Source organism: Acanthopleuribacter pedis, from assembly GCF_017377855.1.
Taxonomy (GTDB): domain Bacteria; phylum Acidobacteriota; class Holophagae; order Acanthopleuribacterales; family Acanthopleuribacteraceae; genus Acanthopleuribacter; species Acanthopleuribacter pedis.
In genome coordinates this window covers 157,524-179,720 of record NZ_JAFREP010000010.1, presented here as the reverse complement: position 1 = coordinate 179,720, position 22,197 = coordinate 157,524, and the positions used below count along the sequence as shown (strand labels likewise).

The 22,197-nt window shown below is 63.0% G+C and carries 2 protein-coding genes; both read right to left on the bottom strand.

Annotated elements, in window-relative coordinates:
- Nucleotides 1-57: 57 nt before the first annotated feature.
- Nucleotides 58-7,962 carry a non-ribosomal peptide synthetase gene (locus tag J3U88_RS12670; protein ID WP_207859135.1) on the bottom strand — a complete coding sequence of 2,635 codons (7,905 nt, stop codon included), beginning with the start codon at nucleotides 7,960-7,962 and terminating at the stop codon, nucleotides 58-60.
- Nucleotides 7,959-22,196: a non-ribosomal peptide synthetase gene (locus tag J3U88_RS12665; protein ID WP_207859134.1), complete on the bottom strand. Its 14,238-nt coding sequence runs from the start codon at nucleotides 22,194-22,196 to the stop codon at nucleotides 7,959-7,961. The genes J3U88_RS12670 and J3U88_RS12665 overlap by 4 nt, the downstream gene beginning before the upstream one ends.
- Nucleotide 22,197: the final 1 nt, after the last annotated feature.

The window sequence follows — 22,197 nt, the reverse complement described above, 5'->3', positions numbered from 1 at the left end:
TCTCCAAGTTGGTTTGTAGACGGCGCCGTTTGATGACGGCACCGAGGTGTGAAGGGGCTAGCGAGGATCGGTCAACTGAGCCGTGCCTCGGATCGCGGCGGCGATCTCGCACACAACAGGCTCCTGCATGACGCCCTCATGGTTACTTTCGAGCAGGACAAATTGGGTAGTTTCAGGGTTGAGGTACCGGCACCAGAGACGACGCGTTTCGTCTTGGATCAGGTCGCGCAACGCGGCGTCGGCAACGGCACCCTGTGCTTCGCCGTGTCCCAAGTTGCGGTGCGCGGCCTGGAAATAATAGGTTCCGCCGTTAAATACCTGATCGGGTCGGTGACGGCGCAGGGCCTCGTGGTTGGCACAGCGAACCGCGAGTAAACGGCGGATCGCTTCTGGTTCCATGCCGATCACCCGACGCGGGTCCTCACGACCGATCATTTCATCCACGCTTTCCCCGTCATTTACCGGCAAACCGAATTCACAGAGCATGTTGCGACATAACGCCGCCTCGTCGGTGCAATCCATGTTCGGAAGATGTGCGGTAGGCAAATCCCGTTCTTCCAAGAGTTGGGTATAGCGGTCGAAATGTTCGGCCAAATAGCTATCCACCAGGAAAAGCCGGGTCACTTGCCGACCTTTATCTGTCAACTTACAGGCGACGGCTTGGGCGATCACGCCGCCCAGACTCCAGCCGCCAAGCTGAATCGGGCCGGCTGGATGATGGGCTTGGATGGTTTTCACATAGGTTTCGGCCAAGGCGTCGACCGTGAAACACGGTTCCTCGCCGCGCGCCAAACCCGGCGGTTCGAAGCCGTAAAGCGGCTGTCTGTCGCGAAGCGCGCGGCTGAGCGGTAGGTAGTTGAGGCTTTGCCCGCTCAAGCCGTGAACGAAGTAAAGCGGCGGCGCGTCACCCTTGGTTTGCAATGGGATCAGTCTGGCACCCGCTGAAATCTCGGCCTGTTCCTGATCGATCAGGGCGGCCAGAAGCATGGGTTGTCGTGTTTGGAACAGCGCGCTCATGGTTAGGCGAACGCCGGTTGTTGCCTCAATACGCGAGAGCAGCCGGATCGCGGTCATGGAGTGGCCGCCCAGTTCGAAAAAGTCATCGTTGATGCCGATAGGTTCCACGCCAAGCACCTCACCAAAGAGCGCGACCAGTTGGTGTTCGCGGGTGTTACGTGGGGCATGGTAAGCCCGTGTCGACTGAAGCGTAACGGGGACGGCCTCAAGCGCGCGGCGGTCGATTTTGCCGTTGGGCGAAAGCGGCATGTCGGGCAAAGCACAAAATACGGTAGGAACCATGAACGAGGGTAAATCGCCCAACAGCGCCTCGCGCAAGGCGTTCGGGTCCTGTTCTGTATTGCCCTGCGCCACATAAAACGCGACCAGTTGTTGCTCACCCTTGATGGATCGCACCTGGACCACGGCGTGGTGAATCCCTTCCCGGCGCAGCAAGGCGGCTTCGATTTCACCCAATTCGATGCGCATGCCGCGAATTTTGACCTGGTGGTCGATGCGACCCAGGTATTCAATCGCACCGTCGTCACGGCGTCGTACAAGATCGCCGGTGCGGTAAAAGCGTTTGCCCGTTGCGGCGGCGGTGAACCGTTCGGCGGTGAGTTCCGGCCGATTCAGGTAGCCGCGTGCCAAGCCGACACCACCGAGCCACAGCTCACCCGGCACACCGCGCGGCACCGGCAAGCCGGCCCGGTTACACACGACCAGTTCACTATTCGCGATGGGTTTGCCGATAGGCACGCTGGTTTCCTCGGCGCGGCATGCGTGAAAGCTGACATCGATGGCGGCCTCGGTAGGGCCGTAAAGATTGTGGAGTTCTTGGCCTGGCAAACGTTCGAAAAAACGGTTTTTGAGACCAACTTCCAAGGCCTCGCCGCTGCAAAAAACCTTGCGCAAACCTGTACAGTCGCCGACCTCCTCCGCCTCCAAAAAGGCCTTGAGCATGGAGGGCACAAAGTGCATCACCGTAATCTTCCGATCGCGAACGGCGTTGCATAACCAAACAGGATCCTTGTGTTTTTCCGGCGGCGCGATGACCAGGGAAGCCCCCACCATAAGCGGCCAGTGGAATTCCCAACCGGAAACGTCGAAACTAAAGGGCGTTTTTTGCAGAATGCGATCCTCGTGGCCTAAACCATAGGTTTCCTGCATCCAAAGAATGCGGTTGACCAGCGCGCGGTGTTCCAGCATCACGCCTTTCGGCCGGCCGGTGCTACCCGAGGTGTAGAGTACGTAAACCAAGTTGTCGGGCCTCACCGAACAGACAAGAGACCGTGCATCCGCGTTGCCCGCTGTGTCGCGGACCTGGTCGAGAAACAACAGCGGGGCGGTGTGTTCCGGCAGGCGCGCGGCGAGTTCGGAAACGGTGAGGATCAAAGCGGGTGCGGCGTCCTCGACCAAATAAGTGAGTCGGTTGCGCGGGTAATCGGGATCCAGCGGCACGTAGGCCCCACCCGCGCGCAGGATGCCCAGCAAGGCGACCACCATTTCGAAAGAGCGTTCCAGACAGACGCCGACGCGCACCTCGGGGCCAACCCCGCGTTCCTGAAGGTGTCCGGCTAAGTCGCGGCTGCGCTGTTCCAACTCGGCATAAGTCATGGTGCGCGCTTCAAAAACCAACGCGGTCGCTTCCGGTGTGGCCGCGGCTTGGCGTTCGAACAAGGTATGCATGCATTGGTCGCCGTCCGTGTATGGGCGGGCGGTGTCGTTCCACGTTCGGTTCAGCAAACGGGTTTCCGCTTCTGAAAGCAGGTTGATGCGCGCAATCGGCTGTTCTGGATTGTCAAGCACCGCGTGTAACATGGTCCGCAGGTGGCCGAGTAAGCGGACGATGGTTTCCTCGGCAAATCGGGCGGCGTTGTAGTTGAGGTCCCATGCGAAACCGTCGCGATGGTCGTAAACCTGCATGTCCAGATCATAGCCGCCTTGCTGGTGAAGCCCTTCCACCAAGGTCCATGGTGCATCACCCTTCGCTGTCCCCGCGCGGTTCCCAGTCGCAAAGTTCTGATAGGCATAAGCTACCTGAAAAATGGGCGGCTGATCGGCGGCCTTGACTTCCAGCGCACGCACGAGCGTCGGGAACGGCAAACTGCCAGCCATGCTGTCGACCAAGGTTACCTGGCAACGTTTTAAAATCTCGGAAAAACGAAGCTGTCCCAGCGCCCGACTTCGGATGGGAACCATATTAATGTAGTACCCGATGTTGCCCTGATCCTCGGGGCCCCGTTCGTTCACGGGCATGCCCACGATGATGTCGTTCTGACCGCTGTACACGTGCAACAGGGCCTTGAACAGGCTCAGGAAGAACGAGGAAAGGTAAACGGCTTGGCTTTCGGCAAAGACGCGGATCCGGCGGCTTTCTGCCTCGGAAAGCCGCAACGTGCGGGTGGCCCCGACAGGCGCGCGATTTTTTGAGCGTGGCCGATCCGCGGGCAATTCAAGATGCGGCGGCATGGCCTCCAGCTGCCGTTGCCACCAAACCCGTCGCCGCTGCCCAACCGCGCCATTCAACTGCTGCTGCTGCGCCAGTACGTAATCCGCGTAGGTCCGTTGCGGCGGCGTGACGGCGACAGGCCGCCCCGCCGCGGGCTCGATGTAAAACTGTCTTAAGCTGTTTAACAGCAGGGCGAAGGAACTGCCGTCAAAGATCAGATGATGGATGTTGATGAGAACGACCGTTTCATCGCCAACCGGAAACAGGGTCACGCGGAACAGGTTCTGCGCCATGTCAAAGGGTTGGGCGATCTGTTCGCGCAACTTCGCAATCAGGTCCGCTTCGGAGACGGGCGGCGCGTGGTGCAAGGCGAGGGGGGCGTTCGGCCGTTCTGTTTGATACGGCCTCCCGTCTTGATCCTCACCACAGACGGTGGTGAGGATTGGGAAACGTTGCAACACAAGCCGGCAGGCGGTCTCCAATTGGCTGGGGTCGATGGTCCCCCGGAAGCACAGGGTGCAGTTATAGGCGCTTAGACCGGGGTCGGCCTTTTGCAGGAACCACAGACCGCTTTGACCCTCGGAGAGCGGTAGCCCTGCCGGGTTTGGATCGAGGTTTGACGGTGATTCGACCGCGTTCGGCGCGGCTGACGCGGGTCCGGCGCGGCGGACCTGAAGCGCGCGCAGCCGTGTTTCGTGTTGGTCGACGAGCCAATCGGCAAAGGCCGCAAGGGTGGCGTATTCAAACACCAGGCCCGGCGATAGGTCGGTGGCCAACAGGTGCGAAACGGCTTGCACCAAGGCCACGAGCGCGCGTGAACCCAGGCCTGCTTCCAAAAAGCCCGATTCAATGGGGATCTCATCAAAAGACAGCCCGGTATGTTGCGAAACCAACTGCCGCAAAAGCTGCCGCGCTTTCTGCTTCGGTTCGGGACCGCCCGCGTCGGCCACCCTCGGATCGACGGGTTCGAAACACCAATCGGTTTCTGCCGAGGTCGCGACGGGTGGCGCAGCACGCGGTTTTTCTGCTTTTACCGGCGGCAACGGTGAAGGTGCGGGTTTGTTGGCCAGGGCGGGATGGAGATAGGGATCGGTGCGGAAGGGATAGGTAGGCAAGCTGATGCGGCGCGGCGCGGCGGCGCCGTGGAAACGCGACCAGTCCAGCGCAAAACCGCGCACCCACAGGCCGAGCAAGTGTTGGTAGCGGCCCCGTTGGTACCAACCCGCGACGAGCGCATCCATTTCTTCATCGTCCGCGAACAGGGCCAATGTTTCTTGATGGCGTTCCGTGTGTTCGTGGAACAAGTTGGGATGGTTCGTTCCGGCGAGGTAATCGTCGAGCCGTTGGCAGACCGCGTCCAAGGAGTCGGCGACCAAGGCGAGGCGTTGCGGCAGTTCGAGGCGTCCGACTTGGAGCGTGTAGGCCAAATCGTGTAAGTCCAAACCATTTGGCGTTGATTCCCTCGGCGTTTCGGCCCGGTCCGCGAGTTGGGCGGCAATGCGGGCCGGGGTGTTTTGCTCGAGAAAGGTGCCCGGTTTAAGCGTTACCCCAAAGCCGGACAGGCGTTCCGCGAGCACCGGGAAGGCTACGGGTTCGAGGCCCAGCTCGGCCAAACCGACGTCGCTATCGATATCGCTTATGTCTACCTGCAAAAGTTCGCCAAGGACGCGCATTACCTTAGCTTCCCACGTTTTATGGTTTGCCTGGTTCGGCTCGGTTGGGACGGCGGCCTGCGCATTCATCCGAATGAAGTCGTGTAACCGCTTGGCCGAAACCCGCAACGCCGCTTCGTCCGCGGCGGAAAGCACCACCAGCGCGGGCACCTCGGCTTGAGGAACCGGCTTCGTCTCGGCCGGCGGGGTGTATTCTTCCAACACCACGTGGGCGTATGCACCAGAGTAACCGAAGGCCGAGACGCCGGCACGGCGCGGGCCGTTTTCGGTGTGCCAAGGTTGACGCGTGTCACCGAGGACCACCGGCGCATCGTCGAGGCGCAGGTAACTGCTCGTTTGACGCAGCGAAGCCATTCCCAGTAAACGGCGGTGTTTCATTTGCAGGATGACCTTGAGCATCCCGGCCATGCCGGAAGCGCCCTCGGTGTGGCCTAGGTGGGTTTTCACGGTGCCGACGCGGCAGAACCCCCGTTGGTTCGTATGGCGGCCGAATGCTTTTTTGAGCGCGGCGATTTCGATGGAATCGCCCAGCTTGGTGCCGGTCCCATGGGCTTCGATGTAACTGAGCGTGGCGGGGTCGATGCCCGCATCCGCCCAGGCCTGAAGCAATACCTGTTCCTGTCCGCTGACGCTTGGGGCGGTGAAGGAAGGGGTGTAACCCGCGTGCAATGCGGCCGAACCTTTAATCACGGCGTGAATGCGGTCGCGGTCGGCAATGGCTTGGGCCAGCGGTTTGAGCAACAAGGTACCCACGCATTCGCCCGGTACATAACCGTCGGCGGCTTCGTCGAAGCTCAGGCAACGCCCTTGTTTAGAGAGCGATCCCAGCGCGGAAAAGGCGCGGTAATGCTGCGAACTCAATACCAGGTTGGCGCCGGCCACAAAGGCCATGCCGCATTCGCCGTTTTTCAGCGCTTGTCGGGCGGCATGGAGCGCGAACAAGGCGGAAGAACAGGCGGTGTTAAACAGGATGCTCGGCCCCTTGAGATCGAAATGGAAGGACACGCGGTTGGCGGCGGCCTCGGGGCCGGCGGTGCGGGAATAAGGCGAAATGGGCAAGCCGGCCGCGGCCAGTTCATCGGCATAATCTGAAAAACAAATCCCCGCGAACACACCGGTATTGGAACCGCGCAGGTTTTTGACCACACCCGCGTCCTCGGCGGCGGCGTGCACGTTTTGTAACAGCAGCCGCACCTGGGGATCCATCCACCGCGCCTCGCGCTCGGAGAGGTTGAAAAAGGCGCGGTCAAAACCGTGAACGTTGCTGATAAAACTGCCGGTGCGGCAATAAGTGCGGTCCTCGACGCCCGGTTCGGGATGGTACCAAGGGTCGATGTCCCAATGATCGGTGGGCACCTCCGTGATCACATCGCGATCCTCATTGAGGTTGTGCCAGAAGGCGTCGAGGTTGTCGGCGCCCCCGACCCTACCGGCCATGCCGATCACGGCGATGTCGTCGACGCGAACCGGTGTCGGTTCCGTCTCACCTTCTGTCGAGATGGATGCGACGGTAAGGAGGGGTTCGGGTTGCGGATCCGGTGGGGGTAAGGGTGCGACGGGTGCCGCCGAAGCGGATTTCGAGGAGGAAGCCGGTTCGGATTTGGTGCGCGGATCCGCGTCCGTTTCCAAGAACCGTGTGAAGGCGGCGCGGTGTTGCGTGGCGAAGTAGTCGGTTAATTCGCGCAAGTTGGGGTATTCAAAAAACAAGGTGGGGTCTAGCTCGATCCCCAATTCCCGTTCGAGCGTCGCGGCCAAATCGACGAGCTGGACCGAGGCCAAACCGCCGTCCATCAGGTTGGCGTCAAACGAGATCGAACGCGGGGACGCGCCCACGGCGGCGGCCAGCTTTGCGCGGATGTGCGCGCCAATCCGCGTTGCCAGGTCGCCCTTGGCCTGAACCGGTGGCGGCGCGGGCCGCGACGCGGGTCGCGGGGGAGCCGGCACGGCCGGCCGCGTTCCCGGCAGACGCAGCCGTTTAATCGAACAGCCCGCGTAGCGCGCCACCAGGCGTTGTTGTGCGTCGATGAGGTCCACGTCAAACAGGATCATTTCACCGGAGTTTTTCACGAGCCGAACCAACAGATAACAGGTCTGCAAGGGTTCGGTTCGAACCAACTGCAGCGATTTTATTCCGAACGGCAGAAAGGCGCCGCCCAGCCCTTTTTGCAGGAGCGGAATCAACGCGGTGAAGGCACTGTAGGTGATCAAGGGGTCGAGCACGTAAGAGTGATCGCCCGGTGCCAATGCCAAGGTGGCCAAGGCGGTTGTTTCCCCAACGGCCAATTCCCGAATCACGCGGAAGCTGGGACCGACGCCGAACACCGGTTCGCCCGCCTCGTAAAGCCGCGTGACTTCGGGATAGCGCGAGAGACCGGCGCGCAACGCGGCCACATCCACCGCCTCAGCCGTGAAGGAACTCGCTTCCAGGCGACCTTGGGCGGTGCGTCGCCACGGCGCATCGGCGCGGGTGCGGTAGCGGGCGCTCATCGCCAAACCCGCGTCGGCCGCTTGGGTTTCAATTCGCACCTCGGCGCGTTGACCCGGCCCGACCTCAATCGGTTCGGTGAAACTCAGCCGTTGCAGATGGACCGCGGACGATTCCGGGTTTTGCTGGAACCAGGCGTTAATCGCCAGCGCGGCGTGGGTCACACCCACAAGAATCTGTTTGCCGTCGATGGTGTGGTCCCGCAAAAAGGGTTCGTTGTAGACGTAGGTTTCCGTCAGCGCGACAGGCACGCGCGTCGCCGGTTGTTGGTTTTTCAGCCGTTTCATGTGGCGTGCGAAATCGTGGGGTTCCATTTTTCCGTCTTGAACCAGTTGGTACAGCGCGTTTAATTTCATGGGTTCATCTCCGCCACGAGTTGGTCGAATTGTTCAGGGGACAGTTCGCCACTGGTGATTTTTTCCGCGATCTCCAGGAAAAAGTCCAAATCGGGATCCACGGCGCTATGGCGAAACACCTGGCCGTGATCGAGGAGGGTGGCGGGTAGCATCGGCAGGCCGTGTTTGGGGATGCCCCGGTACAAGGGGCTCAGGTCTTGGCTTTCACCGGCGACGAAGGCGGCGGCGACGGCATGGAGTTCAGAAGCGTCCATGCCCTCGTGAACCGCGGGCAGTGCTGTCACCGGCGCCGCTTGGCCCGACACAAAAACGGCCGCATCTGGGTGATGGGTCCCCCGCGCGGCGAGGTCGAGCTTGCCGCGCAGATCGGCGACGGTGTCCGCCACAACCGCGAGCCGGTGTGGGTGGCCGTGGTCCCGTTGGGCCAGCGCCGCGGCCAAGGCGGCTGCATCGATTTCGGGCCGAATCGCCAAAAAGTCACTGAACCGGTCTAGCCAGGCCGCCAAACCCGCTTCCGTGGCCGCGCTGAACAGGAACAGCCGCGCGCGCTGCGCGGGGTGCAGCATCACCGGTTTGGGTTGGTATTCTTCGATGACCAAATTGTTGTAACTGCCGCCCGCGCCAAAGGAGTTGATCATGGCACGGCGGGGCAGGGTTTGCCCGGTCTGGGGATCGGTTTCGGGGTGCCAGGCACGCGTATCTTGTTGTAAATAAAAGGCTGAATCGTTGAAGGAGATTTTGGGGTTCAAGGGTTCCGCGTTAATCGTGGGTACCAGCGTTTGGTGACGTAGCTGCAAAAGGACCTTGGCCAGTTGGGACATACCGGAGGCGGCTTCCAAATGGCCGAGGTTGGATTTAACCGTGCCCAAGGCGCAGAAGCCGCGGCGGTCGGTGGCCGCCGCGAAGGCTTTTTTGAGCGCCAACACCTCAAGGGGATCGCCCAGATCGGAGCCGTTGGCGGCCGACTCAACGTAACCGATGGTGGATGGATCGATGCCGGAGCGCTGCAGCGCGGTGGTGATCAGGCGGGTTTGCTGTTTGGGATCGGGCGCGGTGTACATTTGCCGCCCGCCGCCGTGGTTGGCGAAACTCGCGCGAATCACGGCGTGGATGCGGTCCCCGTCGGCCACGGCTTGGGCGAGCGGTTTCAGCAGCACCGTGCCCACGCCTTCGCCGGGGATGTAGCCGGAACCGGTGCCGAAACCGCGGCTGCGGTCGCCGCGATCCAACATCCGCGATTTTTCCAGCAAATCGTATTTGGAGGGATCGAGGGTGAGGTTGACCCCGCCCGCAATCGCCATGGAACAGTTGCCCTGGCGCAGGCTGTCGCAGGCGGTGTGGATGGCGCTGAGCGAGCTGGAGCAGGCCGAGTTAATCGCCATGCTGGGTCCGGTCAGATTGAAGAAGTGCGAGGTGCGGTTGGGAATGTGCCATTCGCTGACATTGGCGCTGAGCAGCGCGGTGCGTGGGTTGGGAATGGTCCAAGCGTATTGGTGGTACATAATGCCGGCAAAAACGCCGACCCCGGTTTCGTGGTTTTGTTGGAACCGATGGAGGGCGGCACGGGAATAACCCGCGTCCTCAAACGTCAGCCAGGTAGTTTCCAGGAACAACCGCAACTCGGGGGAGAGGTTGAGCACCTGTTCCTCCGGGATGCCGAACAGGTGGTGGTCGAAGCGGTCGGTGTCGTCCAGGAACCCGCCGTAGCGGGGCGTGGTGTCCTCGGGTTCGCCCAGGTAGGTGCTGAGCGAGGGATGACGGCGGGTTGCGTCGGCGCGGGTGATGCAGTTGTCGCCGGCGAGTAGGTGTTGCCAGAGGGCGTCCAAATCGGGTGATTGCGGGAACCGGCCGCTGATACCAATGATGGCGATGCCGTCGTCCGCCTTCGGTTGGGGCGCGGCTTCATGGGGCGTGGCGCTCGGCTGCACGCGGAACGGACGCAACGCTGTCGGCGCGCTCGGCGCCGGTGAATCGGCGACGGGTTCGGCGGGGCCCGGCGCGTCGGGTTGCGGTTCGGGTTCGCGCGCCGCACCAAAGGATTGGTGCAGGCTTTGGCCGTATTCGGCGAGCAGATGGTCGACCAGTTCGCCCACATCGGGGTACTCGAACAACAAGGTTTTGGGCAATTCGCCGGTGGTTTTTTCCAAAGCCTCGATGACGCTCATTTGCATGATGGAATCGACGCCCAATTGTTCAAACGCGGTATCGCGGCGAATTTTGGCGGGATCGTCGCGGGTGATGTCGGCCAGAATGCCGCGCACCCAAGCGAGCGTCGCCGCGCGAACAACGTCGTTTGGCGCGGCGGTTGCCGGCTCAGCCGGGACCGGTTGCTTGGTTTCTTCACGAACCAGGGTTCGCGGTTTCATAAAGGCGCGAATGCGCTCGGCGACGCCGTCCAACACCATCACTTGCGCGCTCGGCATCGCGACCGCCGCGTAAAAAGCGGCGAGCCCGTCCTTCAGCGACATGGGCTGTAAGCCGACATTTTCTTCCATGGCGCGTTGGCGCGCTTCGGTTACCTGCATACCGCCGTCACGCCAGAGGGGCCAGGCCACCGAAAGCGTGGTTCGTTGCGGGCGTTGGGTTCTCCGTTCTTCCGCGAAGGCGTTCAGGAAGGCGTTGGCGGCGGCATAATCGGCCTGGCCGGGACCGCCCAAGACGCCGACCCCGGAGGAGAACAGCACGAACAGGCCGGGATCCAGCGCGCGGGTGGCCTTGTCCAGCAGCAGGGTGCCGGCGACCTTGGGCGCCAGCACGGCACGAAAGGATTCGGCCGATTTTTTCAGGATAAATCCGTCGTCCAAAACGCCGGCGGCGTGGAGCACCCCGTCGAGGCGGCCCTGTTCGGCGGCGATCGCGTCGACCAGGGTTTGAACCTCGGCGGCTTGGCACACATCCGCCGCGCGGTAGATCACCGAGGCGCCCAGTTCTTCAATTCGAGCGAGGCGTGCCCGCGTTTCGTCGGAAAGGCTGGAGCGACCCATTAAATAAAGAACCGCCTGTTCCGTTTGTTCGGCGATTTCCTCGGCGAACAACAAACCCACCCCGCCGGCACCACCGGTGATCAGGTAAACGCCGCCGTCGACCCAAACCGGTTTGATCGCTTCGGGGCGGTCTTGCTCCTGCCAATCAAGCACCTCGCGGCTGCCGTCGCGGTACCGTACGACGGTGTCTTCCGGGCGCAAACCGTTGTCGGCCAAATAACCGGCCAGTTGTTCCGGCGTTTCATCACCCTCCAACAGCAAAAGCTGGCCGATGAACTTGGGTTGTTCCGCGTGGGCCGATTTAAGCACCGCGGCGAGACCGGCGGCGACGGGCGTGGGGACCAGGAGTTGCACGAAGGTATACCCCTCGCGACGGCTCGCCAACAAGCTGCGGATCTCCTCAAACAGGCGCACGGCTAAATCGCTGTAGCGGGTTTCAACGCGTCCGCTGCGCAGGGTCATCACCAAGGCTTCGGCGTGGTTGCGCAGGGCTTCCTGTTCGTGGGTGGGATCGCAGTGGAGCACAATATGGCGTGTGCCCGCGGGGAAAGGGGAGGTGGTTTCGGCGAGCGCGCGCGCGGCCCATCGCGGGCTGAACAACAAGGGGCGTTGCTTGGGTTCGGTCGCCTGGGGCGTGCGCAAGGGTTCGCCGCCGTCCACCACCCGCGTGGAGAAACCGCGCATGGCCAGGGCGACACGGCCCTCGCCGTCGCACAGGTCGATGTCCAATTTGCGCATGCGGTCGTCGGCGCTGCTTCCCTCGGCGTGGCGGATCCAGACGTACGCCGCGTCTGGGAGTGGGGCGTGGACCCTCAATTCCTGGAGCGCAAAAGGTAACGAAAACCGAATCGGTGCGCCTTCCGCCGCGGCTTGATCGCCGCCGGGTTTGAGTTTGAGGCCGATGCATGCCTGCAAGGCGGCGTCCAGCATGCCGGGCTCGAGAAGGAAATCCGCTTCCGCCGCCGCGTCACCCTGTAATTGGGCCAAGACTTCACGGTCACCGCCGTGTAACGCCTGAATCAAACGGAAGGCGGGGCCGTAGTGGACGCCCACGGCACGGAAGGTGGCGTAGCAACGGTCACCGTCGATTTGGTGGCGGTTGCAGCGGTCGCGAATCGGCGCTAAATCGAGGGGTTCGCGCGGGCCGGACGGGGCGATTTCGGCGATGCCGCGACAGTGGACCGGGGGCTCGCCGGTTTCGCTTTCGCCGCGAATCTCAAAACGAATGCCGTCCCCTTGTTCGGTGGGTTCCAGCGCAATGTGGATTGGGTTCTCGTCCGAAGCGGCGGCAAAGGGCCTGAGCCAGACGATGTTGCGCAGGCGCACGTCGGTTTCGGCCAGATCGCCATAGGCGCGCACCGCGGCGGCGCGCGCCATCTCCAGATAGGCGACCCCGGGCAGCAACTTCTCGCCGCGCACCACGTGCTCGGCAAGGAAAAATTCGCCGCCGTCAAAACGCGAACGATAGGCCTGTTGGTGCAGGGTCGAGACATTTTCATGCACCAGCGGGTGCAGTTGGTGCAGCGCCTTTTTGACCGGCCGTTTCGCCATAAAGCGTTCGCGGGCGAAGGGATAGGTCGGCAGGCTGATGCGCCGGGGCCTTTGGCTGGTGAGCCGGGACCAAGCGACGGCCCCGCCTTGCAACCACAAAGCGACCAGCTTGTCCCATTGCTTGGTGCGCACCCATTTTTCCTGCATTTCGGCCAGATCTTCCGCGGAAAAAACCGAGCTGCCGGCGCCGACCGTTCCCCGTTGCCAGGGGCCGGGTTCATCGGCGAGGAAGGCCTCAAGCCCGAGCAGCATTTCGCGACGGTCGGCTACCACCAGGGCCAAACGTTCCTGCATGGCGACGCGGCCGACTTGCAGGGTATAGGCGACATCCGCCATGGGACATTGGTCGGGGACCAGGGCGAAGCGGTGTAGGTTGGCCGCCGCCTCGCGCAGGCGTTCCTCGTTGCGCGCCGAAAGCACGATCAGGTAAGGTGCATCGCTCGCGGGCGTTGTTTGTTCCGCCGGCCGCAACCTGGGTTCTTCAAACAAAGCGTGGACGTTGGTGCCGCCGATGCCAAAGGAACTGAGCCCGGCACGGCGCGGTGTCTCGCCCCGTTGCCATGGCGTGAGTTCGTCGACCACGTAAAACGGCGAGGTGGCGAAATCCACGGCGGGGTTGGGGTTGCGGTAATGCAGTGAGGGCGGCAATTCGCCGTGGTAGAGTGAAAGCGCGACCTTAATGCATCCGGCCAGCCCGGAAGCGGTATCCAAATGGCCGATGTTGGTTTTGACCGAACCCAAACCGCAAAACTGGTTTTTGTCGGTGGTGCGCCGGTAGACCTCGCCCAAGGCGGCGACTTCAATCGGATCGCCTAACTTGGTTCCGGTCCCATGCGCCTCGATGTAACCGACGCTTTCGGGATCGATCCCGGTGGTTTGCAGCACCTTGTCAATTACGGCGGCTTGCCCGCGCACGGAAGGCGCGTAGTAACCGGCCTTGTCGGCGCCGTCGTTGTTGACGGCAATCCCGCGCAGCACGGCGTAAATGGTATCGCCGTCGGCGACGGCGGCGCGCGCCTGTTTCAGCAGGACCACCGCCACGCCTTCGCCACCCACCATGCCGTCGGCCTTCTCATCAAAGGTTTTACAACGGCCGTCACCGGAGAAATTCAAGCCTGGCTGGTACATGTAACCGGGCGCGGCCACGGGCGGCACGGTCGCCCCGCCGACCAGCGCATAGGTGGCGTCGCCGTTGCGGATGCTCTGGAAGGCGGCGTGTAAACCGGTCAGGGAAGACGAGCAATTGGTATGCACGAACATGCTCGGCCCGGTCAGCCCCAGGTAGTGGGAGATGCGCGTGGGAATGGTGCCGCCCTGGGCCAAAATCCAGGAAACATAACGGTCCTGCATACCGACCTCGCCGGCGTTGTGCAGCATGGTTTGGTACAGCGTGGTGCTGGCCGACATGTACACGGCGGTATCGCGAATGGCGTCGGGCACATAACCCGCGTCCTCCACCGCCTGCCACGAATGCTGCAACAACAGGCGGAATTGCGGATCCATCAGCAGCGCGTCCCGTGAGGACAGGTTAAAAAACTCGGGATCGAACAGGTCGCGATCCTCAATCGCCATTTGCAGCGGGACGAAGTTGGGATGGTTGATCAGCGCCTCGGGGACGCGTTTTTCGCGCAAGGCGTTTTGGTTGTGAAAAACGCCGGCGTCGCTTCCCAAACGCAGGTTGGTCCAAAATTCGTGATGGTTGCGGGCGCCGGGGAACAGGCAGGAGATGCCGATAATCGCCACGCCGTCGTCCTCGGGAAGCGCCGGCTTTTGGTTTTGGGGTTGGGGCGGGGTTTCCATCCGCGTTGGCGGTTCAGAGGTGGTGGTAACCGATGGGGCCGGTTCCGCTGCCGCGGGTGGCGCCGGTTCCGCTGCCGCCTGCTCGCTTTGTTCGGGCGGCGCGGGCGCTTCCTCGGCACCGACGCGCTTCGCCAGCACCGTCGCCATGTCGTCCACGGTGGGGAAATGCATCACGTCGGTTGTGGTGAAGGCACAGCCCAGCACCTTTTGGATGCGTTCCGCGAGCAACACGGCGTTGAGGGAATCACCGCCGGCCTCGAAGAAGGCGTCTCCCGGCGCGATGTTTTGAACCTGCAGCACCGCGCGCCAGATGTCCAGCACCGTTGATGCGATTTGGTCGCGGGTTTTGGGCGTCGCTGTCGGTTTTGCCTTGGGCTTGGGAGGTTCGCGACGGTCCAGCACGATTTCGCGCGCGGCCAAATCCTTGCGGTTAACCTTGCCGCTGGAAGAAAGCGGAATCTCATCCAAGGCCACAAAAAATGCGGGAACCATGTAATCCGGCAGCACGGCGCCGAGATGGTCGCGCAGCGTTTGGGCGTCGGGTACCTGTTGCCGGTCGTTGGGCAGGAAATACGCGACCAGTTGGCCGGTTTCTCGGCGGGCCACCACGACGCTTTCACCCACCAACGCGTGGCGATCCAGTTGGGTTTCGATTTCGCCCAGTTCAACGCGGAACCCGCGCACCTTGACCTGGTGGTCGATGCGGCCCATGTACTCGACGTTACCGTCCGCCAGCCGGCGCGTCAAGTCGCCGGTGCGGTAGAGACGGCGGTAATCCGGGTCGTCCTCGAAGGGATTGATCACGAACTTTTCCCGCGTTAAGGCGGGCCGGTTCAGGTAACCCCGCGCGATGCCTTTGCCGGCCAAACACAATTCGCCGGGTACGCCGATGGGCACGGGCTGCATCTGTTCATCGACGATGATCAGGTGGGTGTTGGCAACGGGTCGCCCGATGGGCAGGTTGGCGCTGTGGATGCGGGCGCCGGAACAGGAGAAATACGAACCGTAAATGGCGGCCTCGGTGGGGCCGTAAATGTTTTCCACACGGGCGCGCGGGAAGGCGGCCACGCTTTCGGCAACCAAATCCTTGGGAAAGGCTTCACCCGCCACCATCAACACCTTGAGGGCGTTGGTCGCCAAAAAGTCGGGACGGTTTTGTGCGGCGCGCAGGAAGGCGTTGAGCGCCGAAGGCGCGAAGTTGAGGTGGGTGATCGCGTGGCGTGCCAGAACCTTGATCAGGCGTTGCGGGTCTTTTTCAGCGCCCGGCGGCAGGATTACCAAACGTCCGCGACCGAAGACCCAGCCGAACAACTCGGAAAGCGAGACATCAAAGGTGGTGTTGGTCTTGAGTAGGTAGGCGTCGTTTTCGGCGAGTGGGTAACGCGCGGCGAGGAACTGCAGCGTGTTGCGGATCTGGCGGTGTTCGATCATCACGCCCTTGGGTTTGCCGGTACTGCCGGAGGTGTAGATGACGTAGGCCAAATTTTCGGGGGTGACCGTGCCGCGTTGCGCGGGTCCGGCGGCCTGGATTGCCTCCTGATCACGGTCCAGGGCGATGGTTGTCACGCCCGCCGCGGCGACGCGCTCAACCAGTTCGGCCGAGGTCAGCACCAAGCGGGCATCGGTATCCTCGACCAGGAAACGCAGCCTTTCGGCCGGGTGATCCGGGTCCATCGGCACGAAGGCGCCGCCCGCGCGCAACACGCCGAGCATGGCGACCACCATGTCAAAGGAACGGCGGAAACAGATGGGTACCAATTGTTCGGGGCCGATGCCGCGACTTTGCAGAAAGCCGGCGAGGGCCTCGACGCGCCGGTCCAACGCGGCAAAGGTCAGCGTTTCCGACCCTTGGTCGTGCACCCTTTCCAGCGCGATCTGTTGTGGGCGTTGCCGGACTTCCCGCGCAAAACGATCGTGCAGGCACAGGTCGGGTCCGAAATCCTCACGGCTGTTGTTCCAGGCGACCAACACCTTCTCTTTTTCAGCCGGCCCCAGGAAAGCGTAAGCCCCGATGGGTTGGTTGGGGTCGTCCGAGACCGCGTCGACCAGGTGGTTGAAGTGTTCCGCGAAACGTTCGATGGTTTCGGCATCAAACAGTTCCGGGTTGTAACCAAAACTCAGGGCGAACCCGTCGCGGCCCTCCAGCACGTGCAGCGACAGATCGTCCTCGCCTTCCTGCTTGACCCCATGCACGGATGACCAGCCGGGGAATTGAGCGGCAAAGGCGTCTTGTTCCTTCACGGAGAAGAAGTTTTGCAGCAGGAAGGTGGTTTGGTAGACGGGCGCGTGGGCGCCGGGTTTGACGCCGAGCGCGGCAACCAAACGTGGGAAGGGCAGGGATGCGTGATCCAAGGCGTCGGCCACCTGCCACTTGAGCCTGTTCAACAGCTCGCGAAACGGCCACGCGGCGTTGAGCCGGCTACGTACCGCGATGGTGTTGATGAAGTAACCGATGGTCTGTTCGAAGCGGGGTTGCGGCCGGCCCGAGGTCGGTGTGCCGACCACGATGTCTTGCTGATGGGTGTGGCGGAACAACAGCACCTTGTAAATCGCCAGCATGGCCACGAAGGTACTGACCCCGTGCTGCTTGGCAAGGGCGCGCACCCGGTCGCCGCGCGCTTGGGAAAGGTGAGAAAACAGCGAAGCGCCCTCGAAGGTGCGCTGCCGGGTGCGGGGCCGGTCGGTATTGAGCGCGAGCACCGGCAGGGGGCCGGCCAAATGGTCGCGCCACCAAGCGCTGAGCTGATCGCCCTGTTCGGCCAGGTGGTTTTGTTCCCAGGCCACAAAATCCGCGTAACCACCGTCCGCTTGGGGCGCCGTTTGCGGTTCGCGCCCGTCGCACAAGGCCGTGTAGGTGGTGAGCAAGTCCGCGATGAAGGTTTTCATCGAGGTCCCGTCGAAAATAATGTGGTGCAGGGTGACCAGCAAAACGTGGTCGTGTTCGCCCGCGCTGAACAGATGGACCCGCATCAAGGGATCGCCGTCGAGTCGGAACGGTTGTTTGAAGGTGGTTTTTAACAGGGCGATGCGTTCTGGTTCGCCGGCGGGCAACACGCCTTGTTCGAAGAACAGGGGTTTGTCCACGTCGTGCACCTGGCGCGGTTTGCCGGTATCGCTGCTCAGGAAGCTGGTTTGCAAAACCGGGTGTTTGACCAACAGCAGGCGGCAAGCCTCGCGCAGCTTGGGCACGTCGACCGCTTGCCGAGTGGCCAGCGTGATCGGCACGTTGTAGGCGGTCATGCGAGGGTCGGCTTTTTGCAGCAACCACAGGCCGAGTTGGCCCTCGGCAAGGGGGAAGGGTTCTGTCGCCGGGCCTGGGTTGGCCTGCTGCCGGCTCGGGGTCGGCACCGGTACCGGCTCGGCCCCTTTTCGCGTGAGCAGGTCCACCAACTTGACCACGGTATCCTGTTCCAAGAGTTCGCGGTTTCCGAGCGCGACGCCGAATCCTTCTTGCAAGCGGCGACCCATTTCCAGGGTTAGCACCGAATCCCAGCCCAGGTAATGCAACGGCCGGTCCCGTTCGATACGTTCCGGGTCCAAATCCACCAACTCGGCGATGATGGCCGTCACCCGCGTTTCGAGGGAAAGGTCGGTGGTCGGCGCGACCGGGGCGACGGGTTCTGTTTTTTGGGTTGGGGTCGCCGCGGGTGCGGCCGGTTGTGGCCCATCCACCCAATACCGAGCCAAATCAAAGTAATGACCTGGCAACGGAATGCGGCGAACGGCCCTGTCGCGGTAGGCGGCGGCCCACGGCAGCGCGATGCCGCCGATCCACAGCTGCGCGAGCGCGTCCCAGTCGCGGCGCGCGAAGGATGCTTCGATTTGTTGCGGGCCGACCATGTTGCGGATGTGGCGCGGTAACCGGTCGGCGCCTTTGGGACCGGCGTCGCCCAGGTAGATGCGCTGTTGTCGGCGGTTGTCCGCGTCGGCCACGCCGGCCAACTTGGTGACCGCGTCCGCGCGGGAATCCGCCACCAAAGCCAGGCGGTGGTCTCTTGCCTCGCGACCGAGTTGCAGGGTGTAACACAGGTTGGTCATGTCGACCTGGTGGTGTTCCAGGTGCTCGCGCAGCTTTGCGGCGAGGGTGAATAATTGGGCTTGGCTCGGCGCGGAAAGCACCAGCAGGAAGGGCCCCTCCGAGCCGTCCCGTTGTGGGTGCGGTTGTTCACCTGCTTCCAAAAGCACGTGGGCGTTGACGCCGCCAAAACCGTAACTGTTGAGGCCGGCGCGGCGCGGGACCGGTTTACCTGAAGCGTCGAAGCGGTTGGGCCAGGGCCGGTTGTCTTTTTCAATGAGGAAGGGACTGCCTTCCAGGGAAACGTGTTCATGGCGCTCGCCCAAATGCGGCAATCCTGGCAGCACCCCGTGGTTCATGGCTTGGATGACCTTGATCAGCGCCGCCATGCCGGACACGATTTCGCTGTGCCCGATAATGGGTTTTAGGCTGCTGATGCGGCAGGGGGGTGGGATCGTCGCGCCGGCTTCGAAATCACCGGCGATTTCACGGTAACCCGCTTTGAGCGCTTCGATTTCGATGCCGTCGCCCAGCGGGGTGGCGGTGCCGTGGGCTTCGATCAAGGCGACCTCGCGCGGATCCACGCCCGCCGCGCGCCAAGCCTGCATCATGGCCGTTTTCATGCCGGTCTCGCTGGGGGCCGTGAGTGAAAGACCGCGACCGCCGTGGGCCACGCCGGTGCCGCGGACCCAGGCGTGAATGCTGTTGTCGTCGCGCGCTTTTTCGCCGGCGCGCAGGATCAAGACGCCGACACCCTCGGCCCGGGCAAAACCGGCCGCGTCTTTTTGGAAGGGTCGCGAACGGCCGTCGGGGGAGAGGTAACCCATAGCGGCCACGCTGTTGAACTGCATTGGCGACAACAGCAAGTGGACGCCGCCGACAATCGCCTGTTCGCATTCGCCCCGTTCAATGGATTGCACCGCGTGGTGGAGCGCGGTAAACACCGAGGCGCAAACGGTTTCGGTGCATTCGCTCGGGCCTTTGAGGTTGAAGGTGTAGGAAATGCGGTTGGGAATGACGGAAGGTGCCATCGCGGTCAGGCCGAGCGGGCCTGCCGCGGCGGAGGCGGCGATACGCGCGTAATCGCCGGGTGCGGCGGCGATAAAAACCCCGGTGCGGTCCTGTTGTAGGTCGGCCGCGGTTAAGCCGGCGTGGTCGAGCGCTTTTTGGGTGTAAAGCAGGAGCAGCCGTTGCTGCGGATCCATGAAACGCGCTTCCTTGGGGGCGATGCCGAAGAAGAGCGGATCGAAGAGGGCGATGTCCTCGATGAACCCGCCGTAGCGAATGCCGCGTGTTTCCTCGCGACCGTCGTCGTAATCGCGCCAGTCCCAGCGGTCGGCGGGGATTTCGGTGATGCAATCGCGGCCGTCGCGGATGTTCTGCCAAAATTGGTCGATGTTTTCGGCCATGGGGAAACGCCCGGCCATGCCGACCACGGCCACGCCGCGTTGGCCGCGGGGTTCGCGGCAGGATGGCGCGGGTTGCGATGCAACGGTGGGTTTGGGGACGGTCGTTTGCTGCTTTGGAACTTGGCTTTTGGGTTCGGCGGCCACCGCCTTGGGAGCGGGTTTCGGTTGGGTGATCGCTTGGGCCGGCGCGGGTGTGGGCGCCGCCGGTGCCGGGGTGGTTCCGGCCACCTCGCCCGCCACATAAGCCGCGAAGTCAACCAGGGTGGCGTGGTCGTAGATTTTGGTGGCCGAGAGATCCAGCGCGTAGTGCGCGTTGATGCGGCGAATCCAGGTAACCCCGGTGATCGAATCCAAACCCATGTCGGTGAGCAGCGCGTGATCCTCGACCAGATCGTCGTCCATGCACAGTTCCTCGGCGAGCATCGACCGCAAGGTGTCGCGCACGCTTTCCGAAAGGTTGGGGTCGGCGGATACCGCTACCGGTGGGGACGCGGTTTCTGGAGCAGACGCGGGTTGGTCGGCCTGAATGGCTGTTTTGGGTTGATGGGGGATTTCGGCCGCCACGGCTTCCGCGAAGGTTTTGAGGTTGGCGAAATCGTAGATGCGCGTGGCGGGGATGTCCAGGTCGAAGTGGGCGTTAATGCGGCGGACCCAGGTGACCCCGGTAATCGAGTCCAGCCCCAATTCCGTGAGCAACATGTACTCGTCGACCAGGTCGGTCTCCATGCACAGTTCCTCGGCCAACATGGACCGCAGCGTTTCCAGCACATCCTCGCCCAGGGCTTCGGCGGCTTGTTGCGCGGGTTGGGGTGCGGGTGGAACGGGAACCTTGGCCGCCGGTCCAGCCGCGTATTCGTTTTCAATACGGCGCAGGGTCTCCGCGCTGCCGACAAAGGTTTGCTCGTGCATCACCAGCTCGCGTTCGACCACCGCGTCGAGCCGGCTGAGCAGGATCTGAGCGCGCTTCGCTTTTTCGCGGACCCGTTCGGCGCGGGTTGCCGTCGCCATCTGAGCGGCCAGTGCCAAGGCCTGCGCCAACACCGCCCGGCGCGGAACCACGTTGAGGAAGGGGGCGCGGCGTTTGAGTTGGTGGCCTTTGATGTCCGCCGCGGTGAACAGCAACTCACGGCCCAAGTCGTGGCCGAAACGGTGCGGGAAAATCAGCGTGGAGCCAAAGCCGGGTGTGAACCCGTAACGCATGAAGCGGCTGGAATACACGCTTTCCTCGGCGTAAACCTGAACATCACAGTACAATCCCATCGCCAAACCCGCGCCCACCGCGTGGCCCTGCATGGCCGCGATCACGGGCACCGGACACGCCAACAACATGTGGTAAATAGGGGCGTCGGCGTAACGGGTTGCGCCCTGCTGGATGGCGATCAGACCGTCGCGGGTGCCGCCCGAGGCGAACAGGTGGTCGTACCCGGTCAGCACCATGACCTTGTAGGCGTCCGATGCGCGCAGCTTGTCGAACACCTCGAACAAACCGGCGGCGATGCCTGGCGAAAAGGCGTTTTTGCTGTCGCGATCACACAGGGTGACCAGCACCACGCCGTTGGGGTAAACCGCCATCTCAACCACGTCCGCGGCGAGTGCCACCTTTTCCGGGGCGCCCGGCGTGGCAACCGCCGCCGTGGTTAATGGGTACCCTGTGCGTTCCGGCTCCGGGAACAGATCGGTTTGGGCCAGGTGCTTTTTGAGCAGGTTTGCGGCTTTGGGTGAAGCGACCTTAAAGGCGTGGGCCAATTGCAGCGCTTGGTGTTCGACATCCGCCGCGGGGAACACCGCGCCGTCGCACCCGGCCTGTTGGAGGGCGTCGCCGGTCACGGCTCGGTCGCCGCACAACAGGTTGGCGATGGTCGAACCGAAGCGAAAAGCCAAAAAGGCGCGTTCCTCGGCGGAGCAACTTCCCGCGTGGTAACGCCCTTCCGCGGACCACAGCACCAAATCACAGCGTGCCGCCCGGCACAAAGCCGCGCCCTGGACATCGCCGTTGAATACCGCGATCACGGGAACGGGAATCTCCGCGGTCGGGATGGCCCAGCCCGCGCCCATCTGAACCAAAACACGGGGTTCGGCCGCGGCGCGAAGCGTGGCCACGACCGCGCGTGCATCGAGGCCGTCCGCGGCGGCAGCCCGCAACACCCAAACGCCGTCGCCCAAATAGTGCAGGCTGTAGCTTGCTTGGACCGCCGCTGGCGTGACCGGATCGAGCGGGGCGAGGGTGTAAACCGGACGGGCCGGGCCGGCCGGATAACGGGTCGGCAGCGAGGCCGGGTCGCTCAGGGCGATGCCGCTTGGTTTGGGCAAAACGGGGGGCGGCGAGACCGCGGCGGGCGACGACACGGGTGTCGCGGTCGGGTCCGTCGCGGGATCGGTGCCCGCCTGGATCCGGCGCAACAGGGTCATGGCCTCGGCCTTGGTCAATTCTTTGGCGGCGACTTTGCGGTAAATCTGTTCAATGGCTTTGTTCATG